Here is a 22,293-nt window from a genome sequence, read left to right as displayed (position 1 = left end):
GATTAAATCAGGGCGAGGTGAAGATGTGAAAAACAAGATATTGGAACAATTAAAAGCTAGCAACGGACAATCGGTATCCGGTGAGGAGATAAGCAGAAAGCTCGGTATATCCAGAACTGCTGTATGGAAACATATCACCAAGCTTCGAAGTGAAGGCTACAGCATAGAATCCCAGACCAACAGCGGATATAAGCTGATCGGAAGCCCGGATGTGCTGTCATCTTGTGAAATTCAACCTTTATTGAACACTAAATACATAGGCAGGAAGATTATATATTTAGACAGCGTTACTTCTACAAACACATTTGCAAAGAAAGCAGCAGAGGAGTCCTTCGAGGAAGGAACAGTGATAATTGCTGATGAGCAGACTGCCGGAAGGGGAAGATTGGGAAGACAGTGGGTCTCCACAAAGGGCAAAGGTATATGGATGTCCATTATGCTGAAACCTGACATACTGCCCGCAGATGCTCCAAAACTGACAATTGCAGCTGCTTATGCTGTATCTAAGGCACTTTGGAGCTGCTGTCAACTGGATGCAAGAATAAAATGGCCTAACGACATTGTGACAGGCGGTAAAAAGCTCTGCGGGATACTGACCGAGATGAGTGCAGAGGCCGATGAGATAAAGAACGTGATTGTGGGCATAGGAATCAATGCAAATCTGGAGTATGAGGATTTTGGAACTGAAATCTCAAGCATTGCAACATCCATTAGACTGGAAAAGGGCAGTGCTGTTTCGAGGAAGGCCTTAGTAGCTGCAGTGCTCAACGAGCTGGAAGAAGTATATGAGGATTTTGTAAGAGAGGGCAGCATAGAGTCTTTACTAGCTGGATATAAGAGCAAATCCGCAGTATTAGGCAAGGAGATAAGGGTAATAAGCAAGAAAGAGGAAATAATAGGCTTGGCAATAGATATATCTGAAGAAGGGCATCTTGTGGTACAGCTTGGAGACGGAACAATAAAGGAGATAATGTCTGGAGAGGTATCTGTAAGGGGCTTGCACGGATATATATAGGGGGCATAGTTGAAAAAAAACTGCAGTGATGCTAGAATATTACTGCTGACATTGCGGGTTCGAGGTTCGAGGTATTCGGGCAAGGCTTTGAGGTATTTGAATATATGAATATAAAAATAGAATTATTTTTGTGGAGGATATAGTATGGTACTTGTTATTGACGTTGGAAATACAAATATTGTTTTGGGAATTTATCAGGAGAAAAAGCTTGTCAACTTCTGGAGAGTAAAAACTGATGCGGAAAAGACCTCTGATGAGTATGGGATGATTATAAGTCAGCTGTTTGCAATCCAAGACTATAAGTTTTCTGATATAGAAGCTGTAGTAATTTCCTCAGTGGTACCCCCTATAATGTACACGCTTGAACATATGGCAAGAAAATACTTCAGCAGGGAGCCATTGATAGTTGGCCCAGGCATCAAAACAGGTATAAACATAAAGCTTGATAATCCCAAAGAAGTGGGAGCGGACAGGATAGTAAACGCTGTCGCCGCATATGAGATATATGGCGGGCCACTTATAATCGTGGACTTTGGTACAGCTACTACCTACTGTGCAGTGTCAAGGAACGGCGAATATCTGGGAGGAGCAATATCACCCGGCATCAGGATCTCCATGGATGCACTTTTTGAAAGGACTGCCAAGCTGCCGAGAGTTGAACTTATAAAGCCTGGAGCAGTAATATGCAAGAACACCATTAACAGTATACAGTCCGGAGTAATATACGGCTATGTAGGACAGGTGGATTATCTGGTAAGACGTATGAAAAAGGAACTGGGGGAGCCGGATGCGAAGGTAGTTGCTACCGGAGGCCTTTCAAAGCTGATTGCCTCAGAATCTGAAACCATTGATACAGTAAACGGCCTGCTTACTCTTGAAGGGCTGAGAATAATTTACGAAAGAAACAGGGAAAGCTAGTGGCAATTAGGGCTTTTAGGCAGGTAAAATCATGATGCAGATAGGCAGTGTAAAGCTAAATAACAATGTATTTCTGGCTCCTATGGCGGGAGTTACTGATATGGCCTTCAGGATACTGTGTAAAAGGCAGGACTGCGGACTTACTTATACAGAAATGGTCAGCGCCAAGGGGCTGCATTATAAAAGCGATAATACTGCAGTGTTATTGGAGATAGCTGAGGAGGAAAGACCGGCGGCAGTGCAGGTTTTCGGAAGTGACCCTGAGATAGTTGCGGAGGCTGCAAGACAGGCAGAAGCAAATGGGGCAGCAATAATAGATATTAATATGGGATGCCCTACGCCTAAGATAGTGAAGAATGGCGACGGCAGCGCCCTTATGAGAAGGCCGGACCTGGTAAGGGAGATTGTTAGAGCTGCTGTTAAAGCCGTGAAGGTGCCTGTTACTGTAAAAACCAGAAAGGGCTGGGATGCTGATTTGGTCAATGCTGTAGAGATAGCCGGCATTGCAGCCCAAGAGGGTGCAGCAGCAGTAGCCATCCACGGCAGAACAAGAGAACAGTATTACAGCGGCAATGCTGACTGGAGCATAATAAAACAAGTAAAAAGGGAAATCAATATACCTGTAATAGGAAACGGAGACATAGTAAAACCTCAGGATGCAAAGCGAATGTTTGAAGAGACGGGCTGTGACGCAGTAATGATTGGGAGGGGGGCACAAGGCAACCCTTGGATATTCAAGCGTACGATAGAATACCTTAGGACTGGACAGCTTCTGCCTGAGCCTACCTTTGAACAGAGGGTGGAAACAATCATAACGCATATGAGCATGGTGACAGAGCTTAAAGGAGAAGGGGTAGGGGTTAAGGAGATGCGCAAGCATGCAGCGTGGTATCTTAAGGGAATGCCTGGCTCCACCAAAGTAAAGACTGAGATATTCAAGTTGACCACCTGTGCGGAGGTTAAGGATATATTAATGGAGTATTTGGATTACATTAGTAAGGCAAGCAAGTAACAAGAGCGGCCCTGTCTATAGCTGCGTATAGGTATACAAAAATTGATGGCACTAATTCTCTTAACCTAAGAATTACCTAACGCTTCCAATATCCATCCGTGGACGTGGAAGCTTGCTTGGCGTCCATGCCTCGCATACGGTAATGTCTAAGGTTTCGTTCATAAGAGCCATTGACAATTTCTGTATAAGTATACTTCAGCTAAAGACAGGACCGCTTTGCTATTCTGATGCATACCGTTCTACTATTTCTCCCGGGAAGTTAGGCTTCCCGGGAGTTTTCTTTTTGGTGTGGTCAATTTCCATATTGTGAAAGAAAAACATAAGTATTACAATTAAGCTGTATACAATATGGTGCACAAACCGATAATAGAATGTTAGAGGTGTGAGAATGGATATTGTACGAATTGGGGATAAGGTAATAAGCAGGATAAAAATAAATAGTAAAGTCAAGGAAATTCTTGCGCTTCGTATGTTGGGATTATCACAGCAGGAGGTAGCAGAGAAGCTTGGAGTGGAGAGAACCTTTATCTCACGGCTTGAAGGACTGGGAGAGATAAGAAAAGGTCAAAGCATCGCGGCAATAGGCTTTCCAATAAAGAATAAAATAGAAGTGGAGAAGGTGCTTAGAACCTATGGAGTTGAGTATAGCATCCTTATGTCAGAGAAAGAAAGAACGGATTTTGTTAACGATTGCAGCGGGGTGCAGCTTTCCAACAAAATAATGGAGCTTATCAATAAATTCAGAAGCTTTGATACTGTTATTGTCATGGCCTCTGATTATCGCAACCGGATAGCCAGAGATTTGTTGGACAACAAGATTATAGAGATAGATATAGGGAAATCTCCGATAAAAGAAGATGTCAATGTGAATCTGGATAATTTGACGGATATATTAATTACACTGAAAGGATAGTGCAATATGAAGCATATAGTTAGTATAAGCATAGGCTCTTCCAAAAGGGACCATAGGGTGTCCATGGATATCAACAATGAAAATGTAATTATTGAGAGGATAGGAACTGACGGTGACATTCAGAAAGCAATCAAACTAATCGAGGAGCTGGATGGGAAGGTAGATGCCTTTGGAATGGGGGGAATTGATGTTTACCTGAATGCGGGTAAAAATCGTTACAGGATAAAAGATGCTCTTCCTATAAGGGAAGCTGCAAAGATCACCCCAATGGTTGACGGCTCTGGCCTTAAGGTGTCACTGGAAAAGGAGATACCTCGCTTTATAAATGATAATGTGGAAAAGCTTAAGGGGAAGAGCGTGTTTATTCTTCCTGCCATTGACAGGTATGGAATGGCGGAAGGCTTTCAGGACATGGGCTGCGAACTTATTCTTGGAGACCTTATGGTTGCTTTGGGCATCAACATACCTATTAAGTCCCTGAAAATGTTGGACAGGATAGCAAGCATAATCGCTCCTATAGCATGCCGTCTGCCGTTTGAAATGCTGTATCCTACAGGTAAGGAGCAGAACAAAGATATCAACAGGGCAGGCAAGTTTGATAAATTCTTTTATGATGCAGATATTGTAGCCGGCGATTTTCACTATATAAAACAGTATATGCCCGGTGGAATGCAGGGAAAAATGGTTGTTACGAATACTGTGACAAAAGAAGATATGAAATGGCTCAAGGAATGCGGAATACGCACACTGGTTACATCGACTCCGGATCTGGAGGGGCGTTCCTTCGGCACCAACGTTATTGAGGCACTGCTGGTAGCACTCATAGGCATGGGAATGGATGAAATAACGACCGATGACTATCTGAGGGTGCTGAAGGAGATAAATTTCCAGCCAAGGGTGGAACACTTTGATAATGAAGAGGTGATTTATGCGGATAATCAGGTATAGAACAATTGTTAAATAAAACCAAGCATATATCCGTCAGGCCTCTAATATTATTATATGAGGAAATTGCCTGACGGTTATTTTATTTCATAATACGGCATGCGGGCTTCAAATTTCAATATTTTCGGAGGGGATGCTATGTATAATGCTGCTATAGTTATTTTTAGAAGAAGCACTCTGCCGAAAATATTGAATTTTTTTGCTATGCCGAGTATTAGCCAAATCATTGAAGTAGGCAATGCCCAGAATAAAATTAAAGTGCATATAATAGAATGCCCTGTTATGAAAGTGCCTGCTGATAACAGACGGATGGCCAAGGCACTGAAAAGCTTGTGCATGGAGAATAGCATCAGCTTTTTTATAGGGAAGAATACTGAGTATTATTTTGGAAGCGGTATGGAGCATATGGAAAGCAGCATAGAAAGGGGTATTATTGATGAAATTAAGGCAATCAAAGGTTTGGCTGTACTTATTAAACTATCAGGAGAGAAAAATGCCAATCTGCTGAAAAAGAACCTGTGCTTTGTCGGGGAGTCCACCAGCTATCAGTATGTCAGCACAATGTCAGAGGAAGCCTGCGGGGTATTTATTTATGAGCATGACAAAATGGATAGCAGCTTTAAAAAGGCGGTTTTCGAAAAGCTTATGGCTGAGAAGGGAATATCAGCTGTTTTTACGAAGGATTTAGACAGAGCAATCTCCCAAAGTGACATTATACTGGCAGACGATAGTGTGGACCTTGAACCATATCAGACTGAACTGACAGGAAAGATCTTAGTTGGAGATAATTCTGCAACAGGCAATTTCGAAAAAATCAGTCAGGTTCTATTATGGAATGACAGGCTGGAGGGTTTGAGTGAAGACAACACCCTTGTTTGCTTTAACGATGAAATGCTTGGGATATTGAGGCACTTTTACAAGGAAAGAAGTCTTATAGGTTTTATAAAGAGATTTCCTTATTTATATATCTCAAGACAGTAACTCAGGTCATAGTCGATAATAACACCTTACAGGTATTGCCTTGCTTTATTTGGAGCCTTTCACTAATACTTGACATACGGAAACTACTACATTATAATAAACAAATAAAGTAAAAAGAACGCTGAACAAGCTAGATTTTACAAAGGCTAATAATACCGTGTCAAGAAAGAAAATGGATAATAGGAATACATACACAGCATAAAAAAAAGTATTAGGAGCATATTATCAATACTACTTATCATTAATACGAACAGTGTATAGGGTTTCATTGTACTGGCTAGGTTACGAGCCAGATTTTATGTGTATTCGCACAAAATCTTATGGAACGGGAGGCAGGAGACTGTGAGCAAACAGAACATATTAACAATAGAAGGTCTTGCTAAACTTGAAGAGGAATTGGACTTTTTAAAGAGTAAAAGAAGGGCTGAGGTGGCACTTAGAATAAAGCAGGCTTTAGCTTTTGGAGACATATCTGAGAACTCAGAATATGACGAAGCAAAGAATGAGCAGGCATTTGTGGAAGGTAGAATTGCACAGGTAGAGAACATTCTAAAAACTGCCAAGGTAGTAGATGAGGACGATATTCAGACAGACATTGTAAGCGTGGGCTGCAAGGTCACTCTTAAGGACGTTGAACTCGGCGACGAGGTTGAATATACAATCGGAGGATCTGCTGAAGCGGATCCACTCAATCTTAAGATTTCAAATGAATCTCCTGTAGGTAAAGCTTTGATGGGCAAAGGCATTGGCAGTATTGTCGACATTGTTGTACCGGATGGAGTAATCAAATATGAGATACTCAACATAAATAAGTAGGGGGAATTAACATGGCTAATGATGAACTGAACCTGAGTGAGATACTAAAGATCAGAAGGGATAAGCTTGAGCAGCTGAAAGAAGCAGGCAGAAACCCCTTTGAAATATTGAATTATGATCAGACTCACCATTCAAGGGACATCAAGGATAATTTTGAAGAGATGGAAGGCAAGGATGTTTCTATAGCTGGAAGAATTATGTCATTCAGGGACATGGGAAAAGCATCATTTTGCGATATTCAGGACAGATATGGAAGAGTACAGACATATATTAAGCAGGATGAGATAGGTGAAGAGGAATACAAGATATTCAAGACCTATGACATCGGTGATATCGTCGGCATAAAGGGTTTTGTCTTCAAGACAAAAAGAGGCGAGATATCAGTACATGTAAAGCAGGTACTCTTATTGTGCAAGTCACTGCAGCCCCTTCCGGAGAAGTGGCACGGACTTAAGGATACTGAAATGAGGTACAGACAGAGATATGTAGACCTTATTGTCAATGATGATGTAAGGGATACATTCTATAAGAGGACAAAGATAATAAAGGCAATAAGAGAATTCCTTGATGCAAAGGATTACATAGAAGTAGATACACCAATACTTGCTACAATAGCCAGCGGAGCTGCAGCGAGACCTTTTAAAACTCACAGCAACGCTTTGGATATAGATTTATATCTCAGGATAGCTACAGAGCTTTATTTGAAGAGACTTATAGTCGGCGGTTTTGAGAGAGTGTATGAAATGGGCAAGGACTTCAGAAATGAAGGTATTGACGTCAGACACAATCCTGAATTCACAATGATTGAATTATATCAGGCTTACGCCGATTACAACGATATGATGGAGCTTACGGAGAACCTTGTAGCATATTGTGCGGAGAAGGTCCTGGGAACAACTAAGGTCAATTACCAGGGAATTGAATTGGATTTTGCACCACCATGGAACAGATTGACCATGGTAGAAGCTGTTAAGAAATATTCCGGTGTTGACTTCAATGAAATAAAGAGCAATGAGGAAGCAAGAGAAGTAGCTAAGAAGCTCAAGGTTGTTGATGAGCTGAAGAAAAAGCTTCAGGACTGCTCTAAAGGTGATATACTGAACGCAGCCTTTGAAGTATATGCTGAAGAGCACCTCATACAGCCTACCTTCATTATGGACTACCCGGTGGAGATATCACCACTCACCAAGAAGAAGAATGATGACCCGACAATGACAGAGAGGTTCGAAGCCTTCATATATGCCAGAGAGATTGGAAATGCTTATACTGAACTTAACGATCCAATCGACCAAAAGGAAAGATTTGAGCAGCAGGCAAATGATAAGGAACTTGGAGACGACGAAGCATATGCAACAGATGATGACTTTGTAAATTCTCTTGAAATTGGTATGCCTCCTACAGGAGGACTTGGTATAGGAATAGACAGAATAATAATGTTCCTTACAGATTCCTACTCCATAAGGGATGTAATACTCTTCCCGACAATGAAACCACAAGCATAGTAATAATCAAAACCCGTCTATGATTTAGCTCATAGACGGGTTTATTTTCATGCAAAAAACAACAAATTCCAGCAATAAACTCTTGCATTTCTGAACTCGAGGAGTATAATGGAAGCGTTCATACGTCTTTTTGGAGGTTAAAAAATGTACATAATTAATAACGGACCATTAGCTGCAGCTATGTTGGTTTTTTATACTGCAAGCGCGCTAACATCGCTTGTTTTCTATAATAAACATAAAATCTGCAATATACTATCTAACCTATTAAGCTCTATAGCCGCAGCTGCGGGTATCTGGCTTTCTATCGCCAATATCGTGGAAGGAACACAGAAGACTGTCATTGCAAGCTTTTCCATGTCTGTGCCTCATATAGCCTTCAATCTGTATATAGACAAGCTTTCGGCTTTTTTCATACTTGCTCTTTCAATTCTGGTATTGGCAGTGTCAATATACTCGATAGGGTATATTTCGCATTATTACAACAAGAGAAACGTAGGAATGTTTAATTTTTTATATAACACTTTTATATTATCGATGATATTTGTGATGACATCAGGCAATGTCATAGGCTTCCTGATATCATGGGAGCTAATGTCTTTATTATCATACTTCCTGGTCATATTTGAAGGCGAGCATGCAGAAAACAGAAAAGCAGGGACACTATACCTAATAATGACTCATATCGGTACAGCCTTCTTAACGATAGCTTTCATGTTAACGTACAAGTACACCCACAGCCTTGAGATTGGAGTTAATATTGGTGCTGTCCCGGCAAGTATCAAGAGTATAGTATTTGTTTTGCTTCTGATTGGCTTCGGTACAAAAGCCGGTGTGATTCCCTTTCATGTATGGCTTCCTTATGCGCATCCGGCAGCTCCAAGCAATGTATCGGCCCTTATGTCAGGAATAATGATAAAAACCGCTATATATGGAATTCTCCGTTTTGCATTTATTTCTTTTACGGACAAGCCTATGTGGTGGGGTGTTTTGATACTTACTGCCGGGGCTGTCTCTGCAGTGCTGGGAGTGGCTTATGCTCTAATGGAGCACAACATCAAACGGCTTCTTGCTTATAGCAGTATAGAAAATATAGGAATAATATTGATGGGAATGGGTATTTCCTTTATGGCATACTCCAGCGGGAATATGGTTTTATGCGGTCTTTCCATGATGGCTGCGCTTTTTCACCTTTTGAACCATACACTATTCAAAGGTGCACTTTTCCTGGGGGCCGGCTCAATACATTATGCAACTCACACCAAGGATATGGAGGAATTGGGAGGTCTCATAAAAAAGATGCCCTTTACCGGACTCCTCTTTCTGATAGCAGCTCTTTCGATATCTGCAATACCTCCTTTTAATGGTTTTGCCAGCGAGTGGATGACTTATCAGTCATTATTTATGAGTTTAGGCTCAAACACCTCGGCAATAAACCTCATATCCATGCTGACCGTGGCGGCACTTGCTATGGCAGGTGCATTAGCAGCGGCTTGCTTTGTAAAACTGATAGGAATATCTTTTCTGGGATTGCCCAGAAGTGAGCATGCAGAAAGTGCGCGGGAGGTTCCAGCAAGCATGAGAATAGGGCAAGGCTTGCTTACTCTATTATGTGTCATACTGGGTATTTTCCCAACATTGGCCTTGAGACTTATTGACAGGGTAAACCTTGAAATGATAGGCACAACGCTTATATCCGATCTGCAAGGAGGAGCATTTTTCGTTTATTATCCTTTAAGTATAAATAAAAACGCGATTTCACCAATTGCGGTTGTTATTATGGGGGTTGTCATCGCAAGTGTGACCTTTATATTGGTAAAATTGGCAGGAGGTCATTCAAAAGAAAGAAAATATGGCACATGGGACTGTGGATTTGTTGGACTAAACCCACGGATGCAGTATAGTGCTACGGGATATTCAAAACCGCTGCGTATTGTTTTGAAGCCGCTTTATATGCCTGGTAGAGAAATAAAGACAGAGGAAGGTGCATCGCCGTATTATCATAAGTCAATCAAATATATAGTGTCTACACAATCTCTGTTTGAACTGTACTTTTATGCACCTATAATACGCTTATTTGCTCAGTTTTCAAAAAGAACAAGGCATTCCATACAAACAGGCAGCATACATGCATATCTCATCTATATATTTGTTACAATGATTGCTCTGTTGGTTTATTACGTCCTAAGCTAAACGCGTTGATGTGTTTTATTACAGAAACATTTAAGGAGAATTAAAATGGACAGTATTGTTTACATATTGATACAATTGTTAGTTATGATATGTGTTGCGCCTTTAGTGAATGGCATAATAAAGAAAATCAAGGCTCTTTCACAAAAGAGAAAAGGCGCACCAGTGCTCCAACTTTATTATGATATATTTAAACTCATGAAAAAGGATACTGTGGTATCTGAAACTTCATCGTGGATTTTTAAGGCTGCGCCTTATGTAATATTTACAGCCAACCTATGCGCGGCGCTCTTAATCCCTGTAACAACGCTTATACAACCGGTGAGCTTTGCCGGAGATATAATACTATCGATTTACATACTGGCTCTGGGCAGGTTCTTTCTGACACTGGCTGCTCTTGATACAGGAAGTACCTTTGGAGGTATGGGAAGCAGCAGGGAAATGATGATTTCCTCAATATTTGAGCCTTCCATGCTTGTGTCCCTGTTCACTATAGGACTTATGGCAAAATCAACTTCTGCATATACGATGATGGTTAATGCCACACAGCTTGGCCCTTTGATTATTCAACCTGTTTATGTATTGGTTTTTCTGGCTGTTTTTATCATTCTGATGGCAGAGACGTCAAGAATACCTATAGATGACCCTGCAACTCATTTGGAGTTGACTATGGTGCATGAGGCAATGATCCTTGAATATTCAGGAAAGCACCTGGCACTCATGGAACTGGGAGCATCAATAAAACAGCTGATACTTATAACCTTGCTTGCAAACTTGTTTATTCCGCTTGATGCATTAATACATATGGTCAATCCTGCAATGGTCGTGATCGTATCACTTTTGCTGTATTTAGCTAAGGTCATATTTATATCAGTGCTTGTTGCTATTGCTGAAATCAGTACGGTAAAGCTTAGGCTTTTCAGCGTTCCGAATCTGGCAGCTATTTCGTTTATACTTTCTTTTCTTGGATTTGCGGAATATTTCATTGTGGGGAGGTAAGCATGAAGGACTATTTGAGTATATTATCAATTCTTATATTGTTATCATCATTTATGCTGGTGGCAAACAAGAGGGTGGACTCCTGCATCAAGACCTTCAGGATTCAGTCGCTTCTTATTGCTATAGCCGCCGGCTTGCTCGGCATCCAGAACCTCTTCAAGGAGGGAAAGATCGACATTCTTGTAGTATGCGGCTTGATAATCGCACTAAAGGTTATATATATTCCAAAGCTTCTCAGAGGTACTGCTGCTAAAGTCGAGCACAAGGTTGAGAAGGGCTTTTTTCTGAATATACCTTTAGCTGTATTGATCTGTTTCGGACTGGTAATATTATCATACTTTTCTGTTTCTGCGGTTAAGGGCATTAATGACAGCAGCATAAGGCTTTATCTAGTAAATTCAATTTCAGTTATGTTGATAGGTCTATTCTTTATGATAAACAGGAAAAAGGCTATTAGCCAGATAATAGGTTTTCTGGTTATAGAAAACGGTTTGTTTACCGCTGCATTGTTTATTACCCATGGAATGCCTATAATTATTGATGCTGGCATACTTGTCGATTTGCTTACAGCAGTTATGATAATGGGTGTATTGGTATTTAAAATAAATGAGAATTTTGATTCGATTGATTTAAACAAATTGAGGAACTTGAGGGGATAAGACATGGAAATCTTTGCATTGCTAATTCCGTTAATATTCGCACTGCTTTTCTTATTAACAAATAAGAAGGGCGTATTACACGCGATAAATGCGACAGGGGCAGTACTGCTGCTGCTTGCTTCGATATATATAACCAATGGGGTTCTTGCCTTTGGAAATCTAAGCTTCCCAGAGCTTGCGGGTTATTTCTATATAGATTCCCTAAGTGTGCTTTTATTGGATATAATATTGATACTTGGCTCTCTGGTATGTATTTATTCAATAGGATATCTTAATGAGGAGTATAAGCATAAAGCCATTGAACTGAGGAGCATTAAGCTATTTTACATATTGATATATACATTCATATTCACAATGGTGCTGGTTGTTACTACTCAGAACTTGGGACTGATGTGGATAGCAATAGAAGCCACTACGCTGGCCTCCGTATTTCTGGTAGGGTTCTATAATAACAAGCACTCAATAGAAGCTGCATGGAAGTATGTAATAATTTGTTCAGTTGGTATTGCACTTGCGCTTTTAGGAATTGTTTTCATAAACTACGCTTCAGCCAGTGTTTTTCATAATCCAAGCATTCAGTTGAACTGGTTGTTTCTTAATCAAAACGCGGCCAAGCTTGATGCGAGTATACTGAAAATAGCATTTATATTTATATTTGTGGGATACGGCACAAAGGTGGGACTTGCTCCAATGCATACATGGCTGCCTGATGCACACAGCCAGGCGCCGGCACCTATCAGCGCCCTGCTTTCAGGGGTTTTACTCAACAGCGCAATGTATGGAATAATCAGAGTGACAATAATTGTAAATAAGAGTCTTGGGAGCACTGCTTATACTGGAAGGCTGTTTCTGATTGCAGGTTTCTTATCAATTGCAACAGCAGCCTTATTCATTCTCAGACAAAGAGACTATAAGCGTCTTCTTGCATACTCCAGCATTGAGCACATGGGTATTATAGCCTTGGGCTTTGGGGCATTTACACCAATTGCTGTATTCGGGGCGCTGTTTCATATGGTAAATCATGCATTCACGAAATCAATGCTTTTCCTTTCATCAGGGAATGTGTATCTGAAATATAAGACAAAGGAGATTTCCAGGGTAACCGGATTACTTAGGATACTCCCGATTACCGGCACTGCATTTCTCCTTGGTTTGTTTGCTATTGCAGGTATGCCGCCCTTCAGCGTGTTTGCAAGTGAATTGAATATAATAATTGCTTTCTTTGATGCTGATCACACTGCACTCGGAATAATGCTGATACTGCTTATAAGTCTTGTATTTGTTGGTATAGCAGTATCAATGCTCATGATGTTTTTCGGTGAAGTCAAGAACAAGAATATGGTGCGGGGAGATATAAACTATCCCGGCACTGCCGTAATAATCGTTTTATTTGTTGTCATAGCTGTGATGGGTCTTTATATGCCCAAGCCGCTTTCAATGCTTATTGAATCAGCGTCCAGAATAATAATGGGGGGACAATAATATGTCGTTTCAAAGAGTATTAGATGAACTTTCAGGGAGTTTTCCAGATGATATATACAGCTGCAGCACTCACAATTCAAATGAGATATATGTGGAAGTCAACGGCGATAATATACTGAATATCTGCAAACATGTGTGCAGCGTTGGAGGGTCGCTGGTATCCCTATTTGCAAACGATGAGAGGTCGATTTGCGGTAAGTACGGGATTTACTACGTTTTCGCAATTAAAGAGGAAGGCTTCTTTCTCATCCTGAAATACGGTGTAGGAGCGGAAAATCCCACATTTAAATCTATCACAATAGATATACACCAGGCTCACCTTTACGAGCGTGAAATAAGGGATTTATTTGGTATCATTCCTGAAGGACATCCGGATTCAAGGCGCTTTGTATTTCACGGCAATTGGCCGGAGAATATGTATCCGTTAAGGAAGGATTTTGACAGCAAGCATAAGCCGCATTTTGAAAAAAACGATCAGGAATTTGTTAAAATCGAAGGAACAGGGGTTTTTGAAATTCCGGTAGGCCCGGTGCATGCAGGCATAATAGAGCCGGGTCATTTCAGGTTCAGCGTAGCTGGGGAACCAATAATAAACCTTGAGGCACAGCTTTATTTTGTTCATAAAGGAATAGAAAAATTGAGCGAGGGCACCAGCATAGAAAAATGCTTCTACATATCCGAAAGGATATCCGGGGATGAGACTTTCTCCAATTCCCTTGCCTTCTGCCAGGCTATAGAGAAAATTGCAGGGGTTGTGGTACCTCAAAGAGCCAGTTATTCAAGAGTTGTATTTGCTGAGACTGAGCGCCTGATAAGCCACTTTGGCGACCTTTCAGGGATATGCGTCGATGTGGCATATGGGTTTGCGGCTTCACAGTTTAATATGCTGCGCGGTTGGATGTATCAGCTTACAGAAGAACTGACCGGAAGCAGGTTTTTGAGGAGTGTGAACAAGCCGGGAGGGCTAAGAAAAGACTTTATCAGCAGTAATGAGAAGAAAATCATTGATATGATCAAGGTAATAAAAAAAGAACTTGATGATACAGTAAAGATAATTAAGGCAAGCAGCTTTTTTATAGATAGGGTGGAGAATACAGGAGTGCTTAAAAACAGCATTGCCCTTGACATGAATGCAACCGGGCCGGCAGGCCGTGCTTCGGGCATAAAATACGATGTAAGACGTGAGTTCCCCTATGAAATGTATGAGAGTACAGCATTCAATGTACCGGAACATGATTATGGCGATGTAAACAGCAGAATGAATGTAAAAATAGAAGAATGCTACGAAGCAATAAAAATAATAACACAGGCTATTGAAGCAATGAAAGCAGGAGAAATACTATCAACCATAACTGAAGTTAAGCCTTATGAGTTTGCATTAGGCTATACTGAATCTCCCAGAGGGGAAAACATTCACTGGGTGATGACAGGCGAGAATAACACAATATTCAGGTATAAGGTCAGAACCCCGTCATTCTGCAATTGGCCGGCATTATGCCATGCAGTCAAAGGTAATACGGTACCTGATTTTCCGTTGATAAACAAAAGCTTCAACTTGTCATATGCGGGAAATGACTTATAGTGCGTCTTAAGTAATAGGGAACGGCACCACGGTTTTCCTTCGGAAAAACACTGAAATCCACTAAATACACGGCGGGAAAAAATATTCTGAAACATAAGAATAATTGATAAAGAGTAAGTATCAAAACTCTCTAATGTCGCTATATATTATATAAATTAACCGCGCAATTCCGTAGGAATCCGTGGAATATCCGTGTGTTCAGTGGTACCCGTTCCCTTGTGTCGCAGTATTCTATTATTATGTAATGGATTTGGTATGAAATATGTAGATAAGGATGATTAATTATGTTTGATACATTGAAAAAAATAATTAAATACCCCAGATTAACAAATGAATACCCTAAAGATCGCACTAACCCCGGATTTATCATGGGAAAGCCGGCTATAGACGCTTCGGTTTGTACAGCATGCGGGGAGTGCGTTAACAGGTGCCCTTCGGCTGCTATAGTGCTTGATAAGCAAAAGAAGGAAATAGGAATAAACCTGGATGAGTGCATATTTTGCTCCCTTTGCGAGGAAGTATGTCCGGCTAAGGCTGTTACAATGACAAGTGAGTTTGAATTGGCGGAAAAAAGCCGCGTCTTCTTGCGAAAAGAAGCTCCAGCTGTTGAAATCAGGGAAGTACCCGATGAATCCTATGAAATAATAGGCAGGAAGCTTGAAGAGAAAGTGAAAAAAATGTTTGGACGCAGTCTGCAGATAAGAGAAGTGGATGCCGGCTCGTGTAATGGCTGCGATTATGAAATAAATGCATTGAACAATCCGTTTAATGACTTGGAAAGGTTCGGACTTCACTTCGTTGCATCACCGAGGCATGCTGATATGCTGCTGGTTACCGGAACTGCTTCAAGGAATATGGAGCTGGCTCTTGTAAAAACCTATAATTCGGCCCCTGATCCCAAGCTTGTAGTAGCTGTGGGTGCTTGCGCATGCAGCGGGGGTATCTTCAAGGACAGCTATGCAACCAGGAACGGAATAGATTGCATTGTACCCGTAGATGTTTATATCCCGGGCTGTCCACCAAGACCTCAGGCTATTATATATGGAATGTTGAAAGCCTTGGACAGAATTGAATAATATTGAATAGCAAAGCCCTGGAACAGATAAACTATTCCAGGGCTTTCAAGTATGATTTCTTAAAATTCTAATTAATTCCATCTCCACAAAAGGAGGATTTTTATATATCCCGCCCGAATACTAATATTACCATAAAAGGGAACTTTATCATCTGTAAAGGTGCTTATTATAATAATTAATCAGCTTATTAATATATATAATTAATACTTATCACATAAAGTTGTTGTGGTAAGGTATAGTTTTTAATTATAATAGTATAGTAATATATTTATTGTACATAAAATTATACAGAAGCGAAGTTCAATCAACAAAAATTAAGGAGGGAATTACGTGACAACAAAATCAAACGTACAAGATTCCGGTATGCTGGAGAGGCTGTTCAAGCTCAGAGAAAACAAAACCAATGTAAAGACTGAAATACTGGCTGGACTTACTACATTTGTAACAATGGCGTACATAATATTTGTCAATCCGTCAATCCTGAAGATGGCAGGTATGAACGCAGCCAATGCCCTGGGTGACGGAGCTGCCGGCTTCAATGCATTTAATGACCCGGTGGTAGGCGCAGTAATGGTAGCTACTTGTTTGGCAGCTGCTGTAGGGTCTCTGGTTATGGCACTCTATGCAAATTGCCCCTATGCACAAGCACCAGGTATGGGACTTAATGCATTCTTTACTTTTACCGTTGTTCTTACAATGGGCTTTACATGGCAGCAGGGTCTGGCCATTGTATTCCTGTCTGGTATATTCTCAATCATTATAACAGTTAGTAAGATCAGAATGGCTATTGTTGATGCAATCCCCGATTCAATGAAGCATGCAGTCAGTGCTGGTATTGGACTTTTCATCGCATTTATAGGCTTCCAGAATGCTGGAATTATAATAGCAAACCCCGCAACTGTAGTAGGCTTTGGTAATTTTGCAGCACCGAATACGCTTCTTGCAGTTATTGGTTTATTCATAACAGGAATTCTGCTTGCAAGAAAAGTAAAAGGTGCAATGCTTATCGGTATTTTAGCAACAACACTTATTGGCATACCGTTGGGTGTAGTAGCAATACCTGCGGGATTCAGCCCTTTCTCGGCTCCTCCAAGTTTGGCTCCTACATTCATGCATTTTGACTTTGCAGGACTTGCAAAGGCAACAGGAGCAGTTGATGTATGGAGTACATTGATTGCAATTATCACACTTATAATATCCTTCAGCTTTGTTGATATTTTCGACACTATTGGAACTCTTGTAGGCACCGGCACAAAGGCTGGAATGCTTGACAAGAACGGTAAAGTTATAAGAATTGACAAAGCTCTTATATCTGACTCGGTTGCTACCTCAGTTGGTGCGGTTTTCGGTACTTCAAACACAACTACATATGTAGAGTCTGCAGCTGGTGTTATGGAAGGCGGAAGAACAGGTTTAACCGCTTTTGTGGTTGCAGTAATGTTTATTGCAAGCTTGTTCATAGCTCCTATAGCTGGTTTGATTCCAGCAGCAGCAACAGCACCGGCACTTATTATTGTTGGTGTTATGATGGTGGGTGCAGTAAAGGAAATTGATTTTGAAGACTTTACAGAAGCGTTACCAGCATTCCTTACACTAATAATTATGCCACTTTCCTATGGCATAGCAAACGGTATCGCAGTAGGCTTCATTTCATATCCTATAATGAAGCTCTCAGTAGGTAAGGGTAAGGAAGTACACCCAATAGTATATATTCTTGCCGTACTATTTGCGCTTAGGTTTGTTACAATGGCAGGATAACAATATATAAATGTAAAAATCTCTTTAAAGGCGGTTAGGGAACTGAGTTCTCTAATCGCCTTTTATTTTTTGTGCCAGTTCTCCTCAGGGGAATCCTGGAATATGATTTACCACTATAAGCTAAGAAAAGGAAATATTGTGGAAGCATTCAAAAAGTGTGATATAATTGTAGAAAATAATTATGAAACCTCCATGGTAGATCATGAATTTCTTCAGCCTAAATATAAAGGGAAAGGGTGTTTGGATGAGGGATATTATTATGGCCTTGGTTGATGTAGCTGCAGGCAGGGCGAAAGCGCAGACGGTTTTTAAAAATATAAGCCTTGTGAATGTTTTTACCGGGGAAATCTATAAGACGGATGTTGCGGTCCATGATGGATACATAGCGGGAATAGGCGAATATACTGGCGCCGTTGAGCTGGATATGGAAGGCAAATACCTGGCTCCCGGTTTTATGGATGGGCATGTGCATATTGAGTCCTCTATGGTTACCCCGGGAGAATTTGCGAGAGCTGTAGCAGCAAGAGGCACTACAGCCTTGGTTGCCGACCCCCATGAAATAGCTAATGTAAAGGGCATAGCAGGTATCAAGTATATGCTTGAAGGAACCGAGAATCTCCCCATTGATGTCTATATAATGCTCCCATCCTGCGTACCGGCAACACCCTTTGAAAATTCAGGCAGTGTGCTTAAAGCAGAAGATTTGATGGAGATAATCAGCCATCCAAGGGTACTGGGACTGGGCGAGCTAATGGATTTTACAAATGTCATACATAATGAGAAATCCATAATGAATAAGATAGTACTTGCAAAGAATGCAAACAAATTCATAGATGGGCATGGGCCTCTTCTGAGCGGAAAAGATTTGAATGCATATATTGTAGCAGGTGTAAGAACGGAGCATGAATGTACAAGCGCAGAGGAAGCGAGGGAACGCTTGAGGCTGGGAATGCATGTTATGCTGCGGGAAGGCTCAGCGGCGAGGAACGTTATCGACCTTTTGCCGGCCTTGAATGAAAGCAGTGCAGCGAGGTGCATGTTCTGCACAGATGACAGGCACCCTGAGGATATTTTGATTGATGGACATATTGATAATAATATAAGACTGGCGATAAAGCAGGGAGTCGATCCGGTGAAAGCCATACAAATGGCTACACTCAATGTGGCAAGATGTTATAACCTGGAGCGGGTTGGAGCCATTGCACCGGGTTATAAGGCGGACATGGTGGTGTTGAATGACCTGGAGGATTTGGAGATATATCAGGTATACAAGGAAGGCAAGCTGATTGCCGAAGAAGGAAAAGCACTATTTGAAATAAAGAGCATCAACGATTCAAAGATGCGAAACTCTGTGAACATCAAGCCCCTAACAGAAGATTGCTTCAGCATAACAACCGAAGAACAGGGGTTAAGAGTTATTGGTCTACAGTCCCACTCATTGGTTACGAAGGATTTGTGGCGCAATGTAAGTGAAGAAGATGGGAAGTATGCCACTAGTGAGGGGAAAGCACTTCTAAAGATTGCAGTTATCGAAAGGCATAATGCTACGGGTAATATAGGGTTAGGTCTTGTGGAAGGCCTAGGACTCAAGAACGGTGCGATAGCATCCACTGTAGCCCATGACTCACATAATATCGTAGTCATCGGGGACAGCGACCTGGATATGCGCACTGCAGCAGAGCATCTGCAGGAAATTGGAGGCGGAATTGCAATAGCTTCCAAGGGCAGTATAATACGCTCAATCCCGCTGCCAATAGGCGGTCTGATGAGCGATATACCACTGGAGCAGCTGCAGGAGCAGCTGGAGGATATGCTGGGCGTAGCTTATAGGATGGGTGTCTCAAGAGACTATGATCCCTTTATGACACTAGCGTTTCTGGCACTTCCGGTTATACCGGAGTTAAAAGTCACAGACTTGGGACTGTTTGATGTGGTGAATTTCAGATTTACTAAGATAGATGAGATATAGAAGGAATAACAATGGTCGGGATTATTGGATAATCCCGACTTTTTCATTTTTGTAGGAAAATAGCGAAAATTGTCATATGAATGATGGGAATTATTATATGATGGTGCATTTTCACAAGGGCTCATATATCGTATAATAGAAGAGATAATAGGTAAATGTTGGCATATACTCCAGCCGAGTATACAACAAAGGGGGAAGTAGCATGCTTGATAGGTTCTTAGACTTTGGGAAAACGGGAGCAAGTCGTATCGCTAAGAATTTGTTCTGGGTAGGAACTGTTCTATCAGCAATTTCATCATTTTTGTTTGGGAAGTTCTTGTATATGACAAACACATATGATAAAGCCATCTCGTTTATACAAGATGGACAGCGATGGTTTACTTCAAAACCAGTAAATAACTTTCCGCTAGGTGTAGGTGGTGCCATTGTTTCATTTATAATTTCCATAGTAGTTTTGAAAGTAACTTGCGAAGTCTTATATTTGATTATTAGGTGTATGGAGACTTATTTGGAAAAGAACAGGGAAAGTGGTGATTAGGTTTCATATATCGCGGACTCTTGGGACACCAGAGCAGCACGACAACAGAGATATGAAGGTATTGATGAAACAGGGCATCAATGCAGTAGTTAAAATTATTTTGGTTGTTAATATTGTTTATATTACTGGATAAGGTATTTATGTAGGGAGGATAAAATGATAAAAAGAATACACATCATTGGTGCCTCTGGATCAGGAACAAGCACTCTAGGAAGAGCTTTAGCAGAGAATTTAGGCTATAAGCATTTTGATACTGATGATTATTTTTGGCTGTCTAAGCCTCCATTGTTTACGCAAAAGAGAGAAAGAACTGATCGGCAAGAGTTACTACGTATGGATTTGGATAAATATGAGAGTTGGATACTAACAGGCACATTATGTGGTTGGGGAGATATATTCATTCCATACTTTGACTTAGTGGTATATCTTTGGGTACCCAAAGATATTAGAATTAAAAGACTTATTGAAAGAGAAAGACAGAGGTATGGTTCAGACATTGAACCTGGTGGGAGCAGATATGAAAGTTATCAGAACTTCATTGAATGGGCATCAAAATATGATGAAGCAGGATTGGACATGAGAAGTAGAGCGTTACATGAATACTGGATGTCAACTCTAACATGTCCCACACTCAGGATTGAAGGGGATTTTACTGTAGAAGAAAGAATAGAAGCTGTTCTTAAAAAGGTAACCCAAAATAACTTCAGATAACAAAGCACTCACGATAAGGCACGGAGGGAAGGGGCAGGGCTACGAGGTTCGGTTCAGTGGTGTCGTGAGTGCGAGACCGTTAGCTGACAGATAATGCAGATTGATTTATGTAAGAAGTACTATTCTTATACTGCGTATCGGTGTGATAATGTGAAATAAGAGTGTTTTAAGGAGAGAAATAAGATGAATATATCAATCAGACTAGAAAAAGAAAATGATTATAGAGATGTAGAATATCTGACAAGAGAAGCATTTTGGAATTTATACAAACCAGGATGCGATGAACACCTAATTGTTCATAAAATAAGAAAAGTACCTGCATTTGTTAAAGAACTGAGTTTTGTTGCATGTGACAATGATAGAATTGTCGGTAATATAATCTATTCAAAAGCAAAAGTATTCAATGATGAAAATAAGGAATTCGAAGTTTTGTGCATGGGACCAATTGGAGTATTTCCATCTTGTCAAGGAAAAGGGATTGGTTCTTTGTTAATGAACTATTCTATTGAAAAAGCAAAGCAGCTGGGATATAAAGCGATAATTATTTTTGGAAACCCAGAATACTATCATAGATTTGGTTTTATAAATGCCAAAGAATATGGGATTCAAACATCTTGGGGTGAGAACTTTGAGGCATTTATGGCATTAGAACTTTATGACGGCGGCTTGAACGGTATTTCAGGCAAGTTTTATGAAGATGAGGCTTTTAAAATAGAGAAAGATGAACTGGAGATTTTTGAAAAAGGATTTACTTACAAAGAGAAACGTGTTACAGGTACTCAACTAAAGTAAATATGAACAAAATATTTAATATAGTATTACGCAATTTTTATATTAGGTGCAAACTCCTATGTGTAGTTTGTGAGATATTTAAACCCGCGAGAGACAATATTTACATAATTGACCCATGTCAGGTTCCGGATACCGGAAACAGTATATAAAGGTTGTTAAGCAAGACGTTGAGGGGCATGAGCCATCATCTAACAATGCCCTCACGCTGCGGCACGTAGGGCAAGCGCAGGAAGCATTCGTGCCTTGGGTTGCTGGATGCATTTGCTCTGAAGCGGAAGCAGGGCAACCACACCCCTTCACCGGGAGCGAAGCTCCGCCAAGGGGAAGGGCTATGGGGTCCGGTTCAGTGGTGTCGTGAGTGCGGAACCGTTATATGACATTGGTCGAAGGGAGCCGCGCATCCTTACGCGGATTTATATTAAGTTAAATTTGAAAGAG

The 22,293-nt window shown here is 40.8% G+C and carries 20 protein-coding genes; all 20 read left to right on the top strand.

Going from position 1 to position 22,293, the window contains the following annotated elements; genetic code table 11:
* Window positions 1-25 precede the first annotated feature (25 nt).
* Window positions 26-1,015 (top strand): biotin--[acetyl-CoA-carboxylase] ligase, encoded by a 990-nt coding sequence (locus tag VEB00_02540; GenBank protein HYF81894.1) that lies wholly within the window; start codon window positions 26-28, stop codon window positions 1,013-1,015.
* Window positions 1,016-1,159: 144 nt separating this feature from the next.
* Window positions 1,160-1,933 carry a type III pantothenate kinase gene (locus VEB00_02535; GenBank protein ID HYF81893.1) on the top strand — a complete coding sequence of 258 codons (774 nt, stop codon included), beginning with the start codon at window positions 1,160-1,162 and terminating at the stop codon, window positions 1,931-1,933.
* Between the two features lie 34 nt (window positions 1,934-1,967).
* The gene (gene dusB / locus VEB00_02530) at window positions 1,968-2,945 is read left to right on the top strand and encodes a tRNA dihydrouridine synthase DusB (GenBank protein HYF81892.1); all 978 of its coding nucleotides are present in this window, start codon (window positions 1,968-1,970) and stop codon (window positions 2,943-2,945) included.
* A 388-nt stretch (window positions 2,946-3,333) separates the two neighbouring features.
* Window positions 3,334-3,858, top strand: coding sequence for a transcriptional regulator (locus tag VEB00_02525; GenBank protein ID HYF81891.1), 525 nt, complete (start codon window positions 3,334-3,336; stop codon window positions 3,856-3,858).
* Window positions 3,859-3,864: 6 nt separating this feature from the next.
* Entirely contained in the window at window positions 3,865-4,806 is a 942-nt protein-coding gene (locus VEB00_02520; protein ID HYF81890.1) for a quinate 5-dehydrogenase, read from the top strand.
* 135 nt (window positions 4,807-4,941) lie between these two features.
* Window positions 4,942-5,784 (top strand): hypothetical protein, encoded by an 843-nt coding sequence (locus VEB00_02515; protein HYF81889.1) that lies wholly within the window; start codon window positions 4,942-4,944, stop codon window positions 5,782-5,784.
* A 342-nt stretch (window positions 5,785-6,126) separates the two neighbouring features.
* Window positions 6,127-6,600 carry a transcription elongation factor GreA gene (greA, locus tag VEB00_02510; GenBank protein HYF81888.1) on the top strand — a complete coding sequence of 158 codons (474 nt, stop codon included), beginning with the start codon at window positions 6,127-6,129 and terminating at the stop codon, window positions 6,598-6,600.
* 11 nt (window positions 6,601-6,611) lie between these two features.
* Window positions 6,612-8,102 carry a lysine--tRNA ligase gene (gene lysS / locus VEB00_02505; GenBank protein ID HYF81887.1) on the top strand — a complete coding sequence of 497 codons (1,491 nt, stop codon included), beginning with the start codon at window positions 6,612-6,614 and terminating at the stop codon, window positions 8,100-8,102.
* Window positions 8,103-8,246: 144 nt separating this feature from the next.
* Window positions 8,247-10,292, top strand: a complete 2,046-nt coding sequence (gene hyfB, locus VEB00_02500; GenBank protein ID HYF81886.1) for a hydrogenase 4 subunit B — start codon at window positions 8,247-8,249, stop codon at window positions 10,290-10,292.
* A 45-nt stretch (window positions 10,293-10,337) separates the two neighbouring features.
* Window positions 10,338-11,288 carry an NADH-quinone oxidoreductase subunit H gene (locus VEB00_02495; protein HYF81885.1) on the top strand — a complete coding sequence of 317 codons (951 nt, stop codon included), beginning with the start codon at window positions 10,338-10,340 and terminating at the stop codon, window positions 11,286-11,288.
* A 2-nt stretch (window positions 11,289-11,290) separates the two neighbouring features.
* Window positions 11,291-11,947: a hydrogenase gene (locus tag VEB00_02490; GenBank protein ID HYF81884.1), complete on the top strand. Its 657-nt coding sequence runs from the start codon at window positions 11,291-11,293 to the stop codon at window positions 11,945-11,947.
* A gap of 3 nt (window positions 11,948-11,950) precedes the next feature.
* A complete protein-coding gene (locus VEB00_02485; GenBank protein ID HYF81883.1) occupies window positions 11,951-13,429 on the top strand; it encodes a hydrogenase 4 subunit F in 1,479 nt (492 codons plus the stop codon).
* Window position 13,430: 1 nt separating this feature from the next.
* Entirely contained in the window at window positions 13,431-15,011 is a 1,581-nt protein-coding gene (locus tag VEB00_02480) for an NADH-quinone oxidoreductase subunit C (GenBank protein HYF81882.1), read from the top strand.
* 284 nt (window positions 15,012-15,295) lie between these two features.
* A complete protein-coding gene (gene nuoB / locus VEB00_02475) occupies window positions 15,296-16,087 on the top strand; it encodes an NADH-quinone oxidoreductase subunit NuoB (GenBank protein HYF81881.1) in 792 nt (263 codons plus the stop codon).
* 363 nt (window positions 16,088-16,450) lie between these two features.
* Window positions 16,451-17,845 (top strand): NCS2 family permease, encoded by a 1,395-nt coding sequence (locus VEB00_02470; protein ID HYF81880.1) that lies wholly within the window; start codon window positions 16,451-16,453, stop codon window positions 17,843-17,845.
* A 102-nt stretch (window positions 17,846-17,947) separates the two neighbouring features.
* The gene (locus VEB00_02465) at window positions 17,948-18,118 is read left to right on the top strand and encodes a hypothetical protein (GenBank protein ID HYF81879.1); all 171 of its coding nucleotides are present in this window, start codon (window positions 17,948-17,950) and stop codon (window positions 18,116-18,118) included.
* Window positions 18,090-19,814 (top strand): adenine deaminase, encoded by a 1,725-nt coding sequence (gene ade, locus VEB00_02460; GenBank protein HYF81878.1) that lies wholly within the window; start codon window positions 18,090-18,092, stop codon window positions 19,812-19,814. The genes VEB00_02465 and ade overlap by 29 nt, the downstream gene beginning before the upstream one ends.
* Before the next feature lie 202 nt (window positions 19,815-20,016).
* Window positions 20,017-20,352, top strand: coding sequence for a hypothetical protein (locus VEB00_02455; protein HYF81877.1), 336 nt, complete (start codon window positions 20,017-20,019; stop codon window positions 20,350-20,352).
* A gap of 156 nt (window positions 20,353-20,508) precedes the next feature.
* Window positions 20,509-21,063 (top strand): AAA family ATPase, encoded by a 555-nt coding sequence (locus VEB00_02450; protein HYF81876.1) that lies wholly within the window; start codon window positions 20,509-20,511, stop codon window positions 21,061-21,063.
* Between the two features lie 183 nt (window positions 21,064-21,246).
* Entirely contained in the window at window positions 21,247-21,855 is a 609-nt protein-coding gene (locus VEB00_02445; GenBank protein ID HYF81875.1) for an N-acetyltransferase, read from the top strand.
* Window positions 21,856-22,293 lie beyond the last annotated feature (438 nt).

Source organism: Clostridia bacterium (genome assembly GCA_035628995.1).
In the GTDB taxonomy this organism is placed as follows: domain Bacteria; phylum Bacillota; class Clostridia; order Lutisporales; family Lutisporaceae; genus BRH-c25.
This window is presented reverse-complemented; position numbering and strand designations above follow the sequence as displayed.

What these genes read in the sequence shown, in the direction of transcription:
- VEB00_02535 (HYF81893.1), top strand. Translation starts at nt 1,160, where the DNA reads ATGGTACTTGTTATTGACGTTGGAAATACAAATATTGTTTTGGGAATT.
- dusB (HYF81892.1), top strand. Translation starts at nt 1,968, where the DNA reads ATGCAGATAGGCAGTGTAAAGCTAAATAACAATGTATTTCTGGCTCCT.
- VEB00_02525 (HYF81891.1), top strand. Translation starts at nt 3,334, where the DNA reads ATGGATATTGTACGAATTGGGGATAAGGTAATAAGCAGGATAAAAATA.
- VEB00_02520 (HYF81890.1), top strand. Translation starts at nt 3,865, where the DNA reads ATGAAGCATATAGTTAGTATAAGCATAGGCTCTTCCAAAAGGGACCAT.
- VEB00_02515 (HYF81889.1), top strand. Translation starts at nt 4,942, where the DNA reads ATGTATAATGCTGCTATAGTTATTTTTAGAAGAAGCACTCTGCCGAAA.
- lysS (HYF81887.1), top strand. Translation starts at nt 6,612, where the DNA reads ATGGCTAATGATGAACTGAACCTGAGTGAGATACTAAAGATCAGAAGG.
- hyfB (HYF81886.1), top strand. Translation starts at nt 8,247, where the DNA reads ATGTACATAATTAATAACGGACCATTAGCTGCAGCTATGTTGGTTTTT.
- VEB00_02495 (HYF81885.1), top strand. Translation starts at nt 10,338, where the DNA reads ATGGACAGTATTGTTTACATATTGATACAATTGTTAGTTATGATATGT.
- VEB00_02490 (HYF81884.1), top strand. Translation starts at nt 11,291, where the DNA reads ATGAAGGACTATTTGAGTATATTATCAATTCTTATATTGTTATCATCA.
- VEB00_02485 (HYF81883.1), top strand. Translation starts at nt 11,951, where the DNA reads ATGGAAATCTTTGCATTGCTAATTCCGTTAATATTCGCACTGCTTTTC.
- VEB00_02480 (HYF81882.1), top strand. Translation starts at nt 13,431, where the DNA reads ATGTCGTTTCAAAGAGTATTAGATGAACTTTCAGGGAGTTTTCCAGAT.
- nuoB (HYF81881.1), top strand. Translation starts at nt 15,296, where the DNA reads ATGTTTGATACATTGAAAAAAATAATTAAATACCCCAGATTAACAAAT.
- VEB00_02470 (HYF81880.1), top strand. Translation starts at nt 16,451, where the DNA reads ATGCTGGAGAGGCTGTTCAAGCTCAGAGAAAACAAAACCAATGTAAAG.
- VEB00_02465 (HYF81879.1), top strand. Translation starts at nt 17,948, where the DNA reads ATGATTTACCACTATAAGCTAAGAAAAGGAAATATTGTGGAAGCATTC.
- ade (HYF81878.1), top strand. Translation starts at nt 18,090, where the DNA reads ATGAGGGATATTATTATGGCCTTGGTTGATGTAGCTGCAGGCAGGGCG.
- VEB00_02455 (HYF81877.1), top strand. Translation starts at nt 20,017, where the DNA reads ATGCTTGATAGGTTCTTAGACTTTGGGAAAACGGGAGCAAGTCGTATC.
- VEB00_02450 (HYF81876.1), top strand. Translation starts at nt 20,509, where the DNA reads ATGATAAAAAGAATACACATCATTGGTGCCTCTGGATCAGGAACAAGC.
- VEB00_02445 (HYF81875.1), top strand. Translation starts at nt 21,247, where the DNA reads ATGAATATATCAATCAGACTAGAAAAAGAAAATGATTATAGAGATGTA.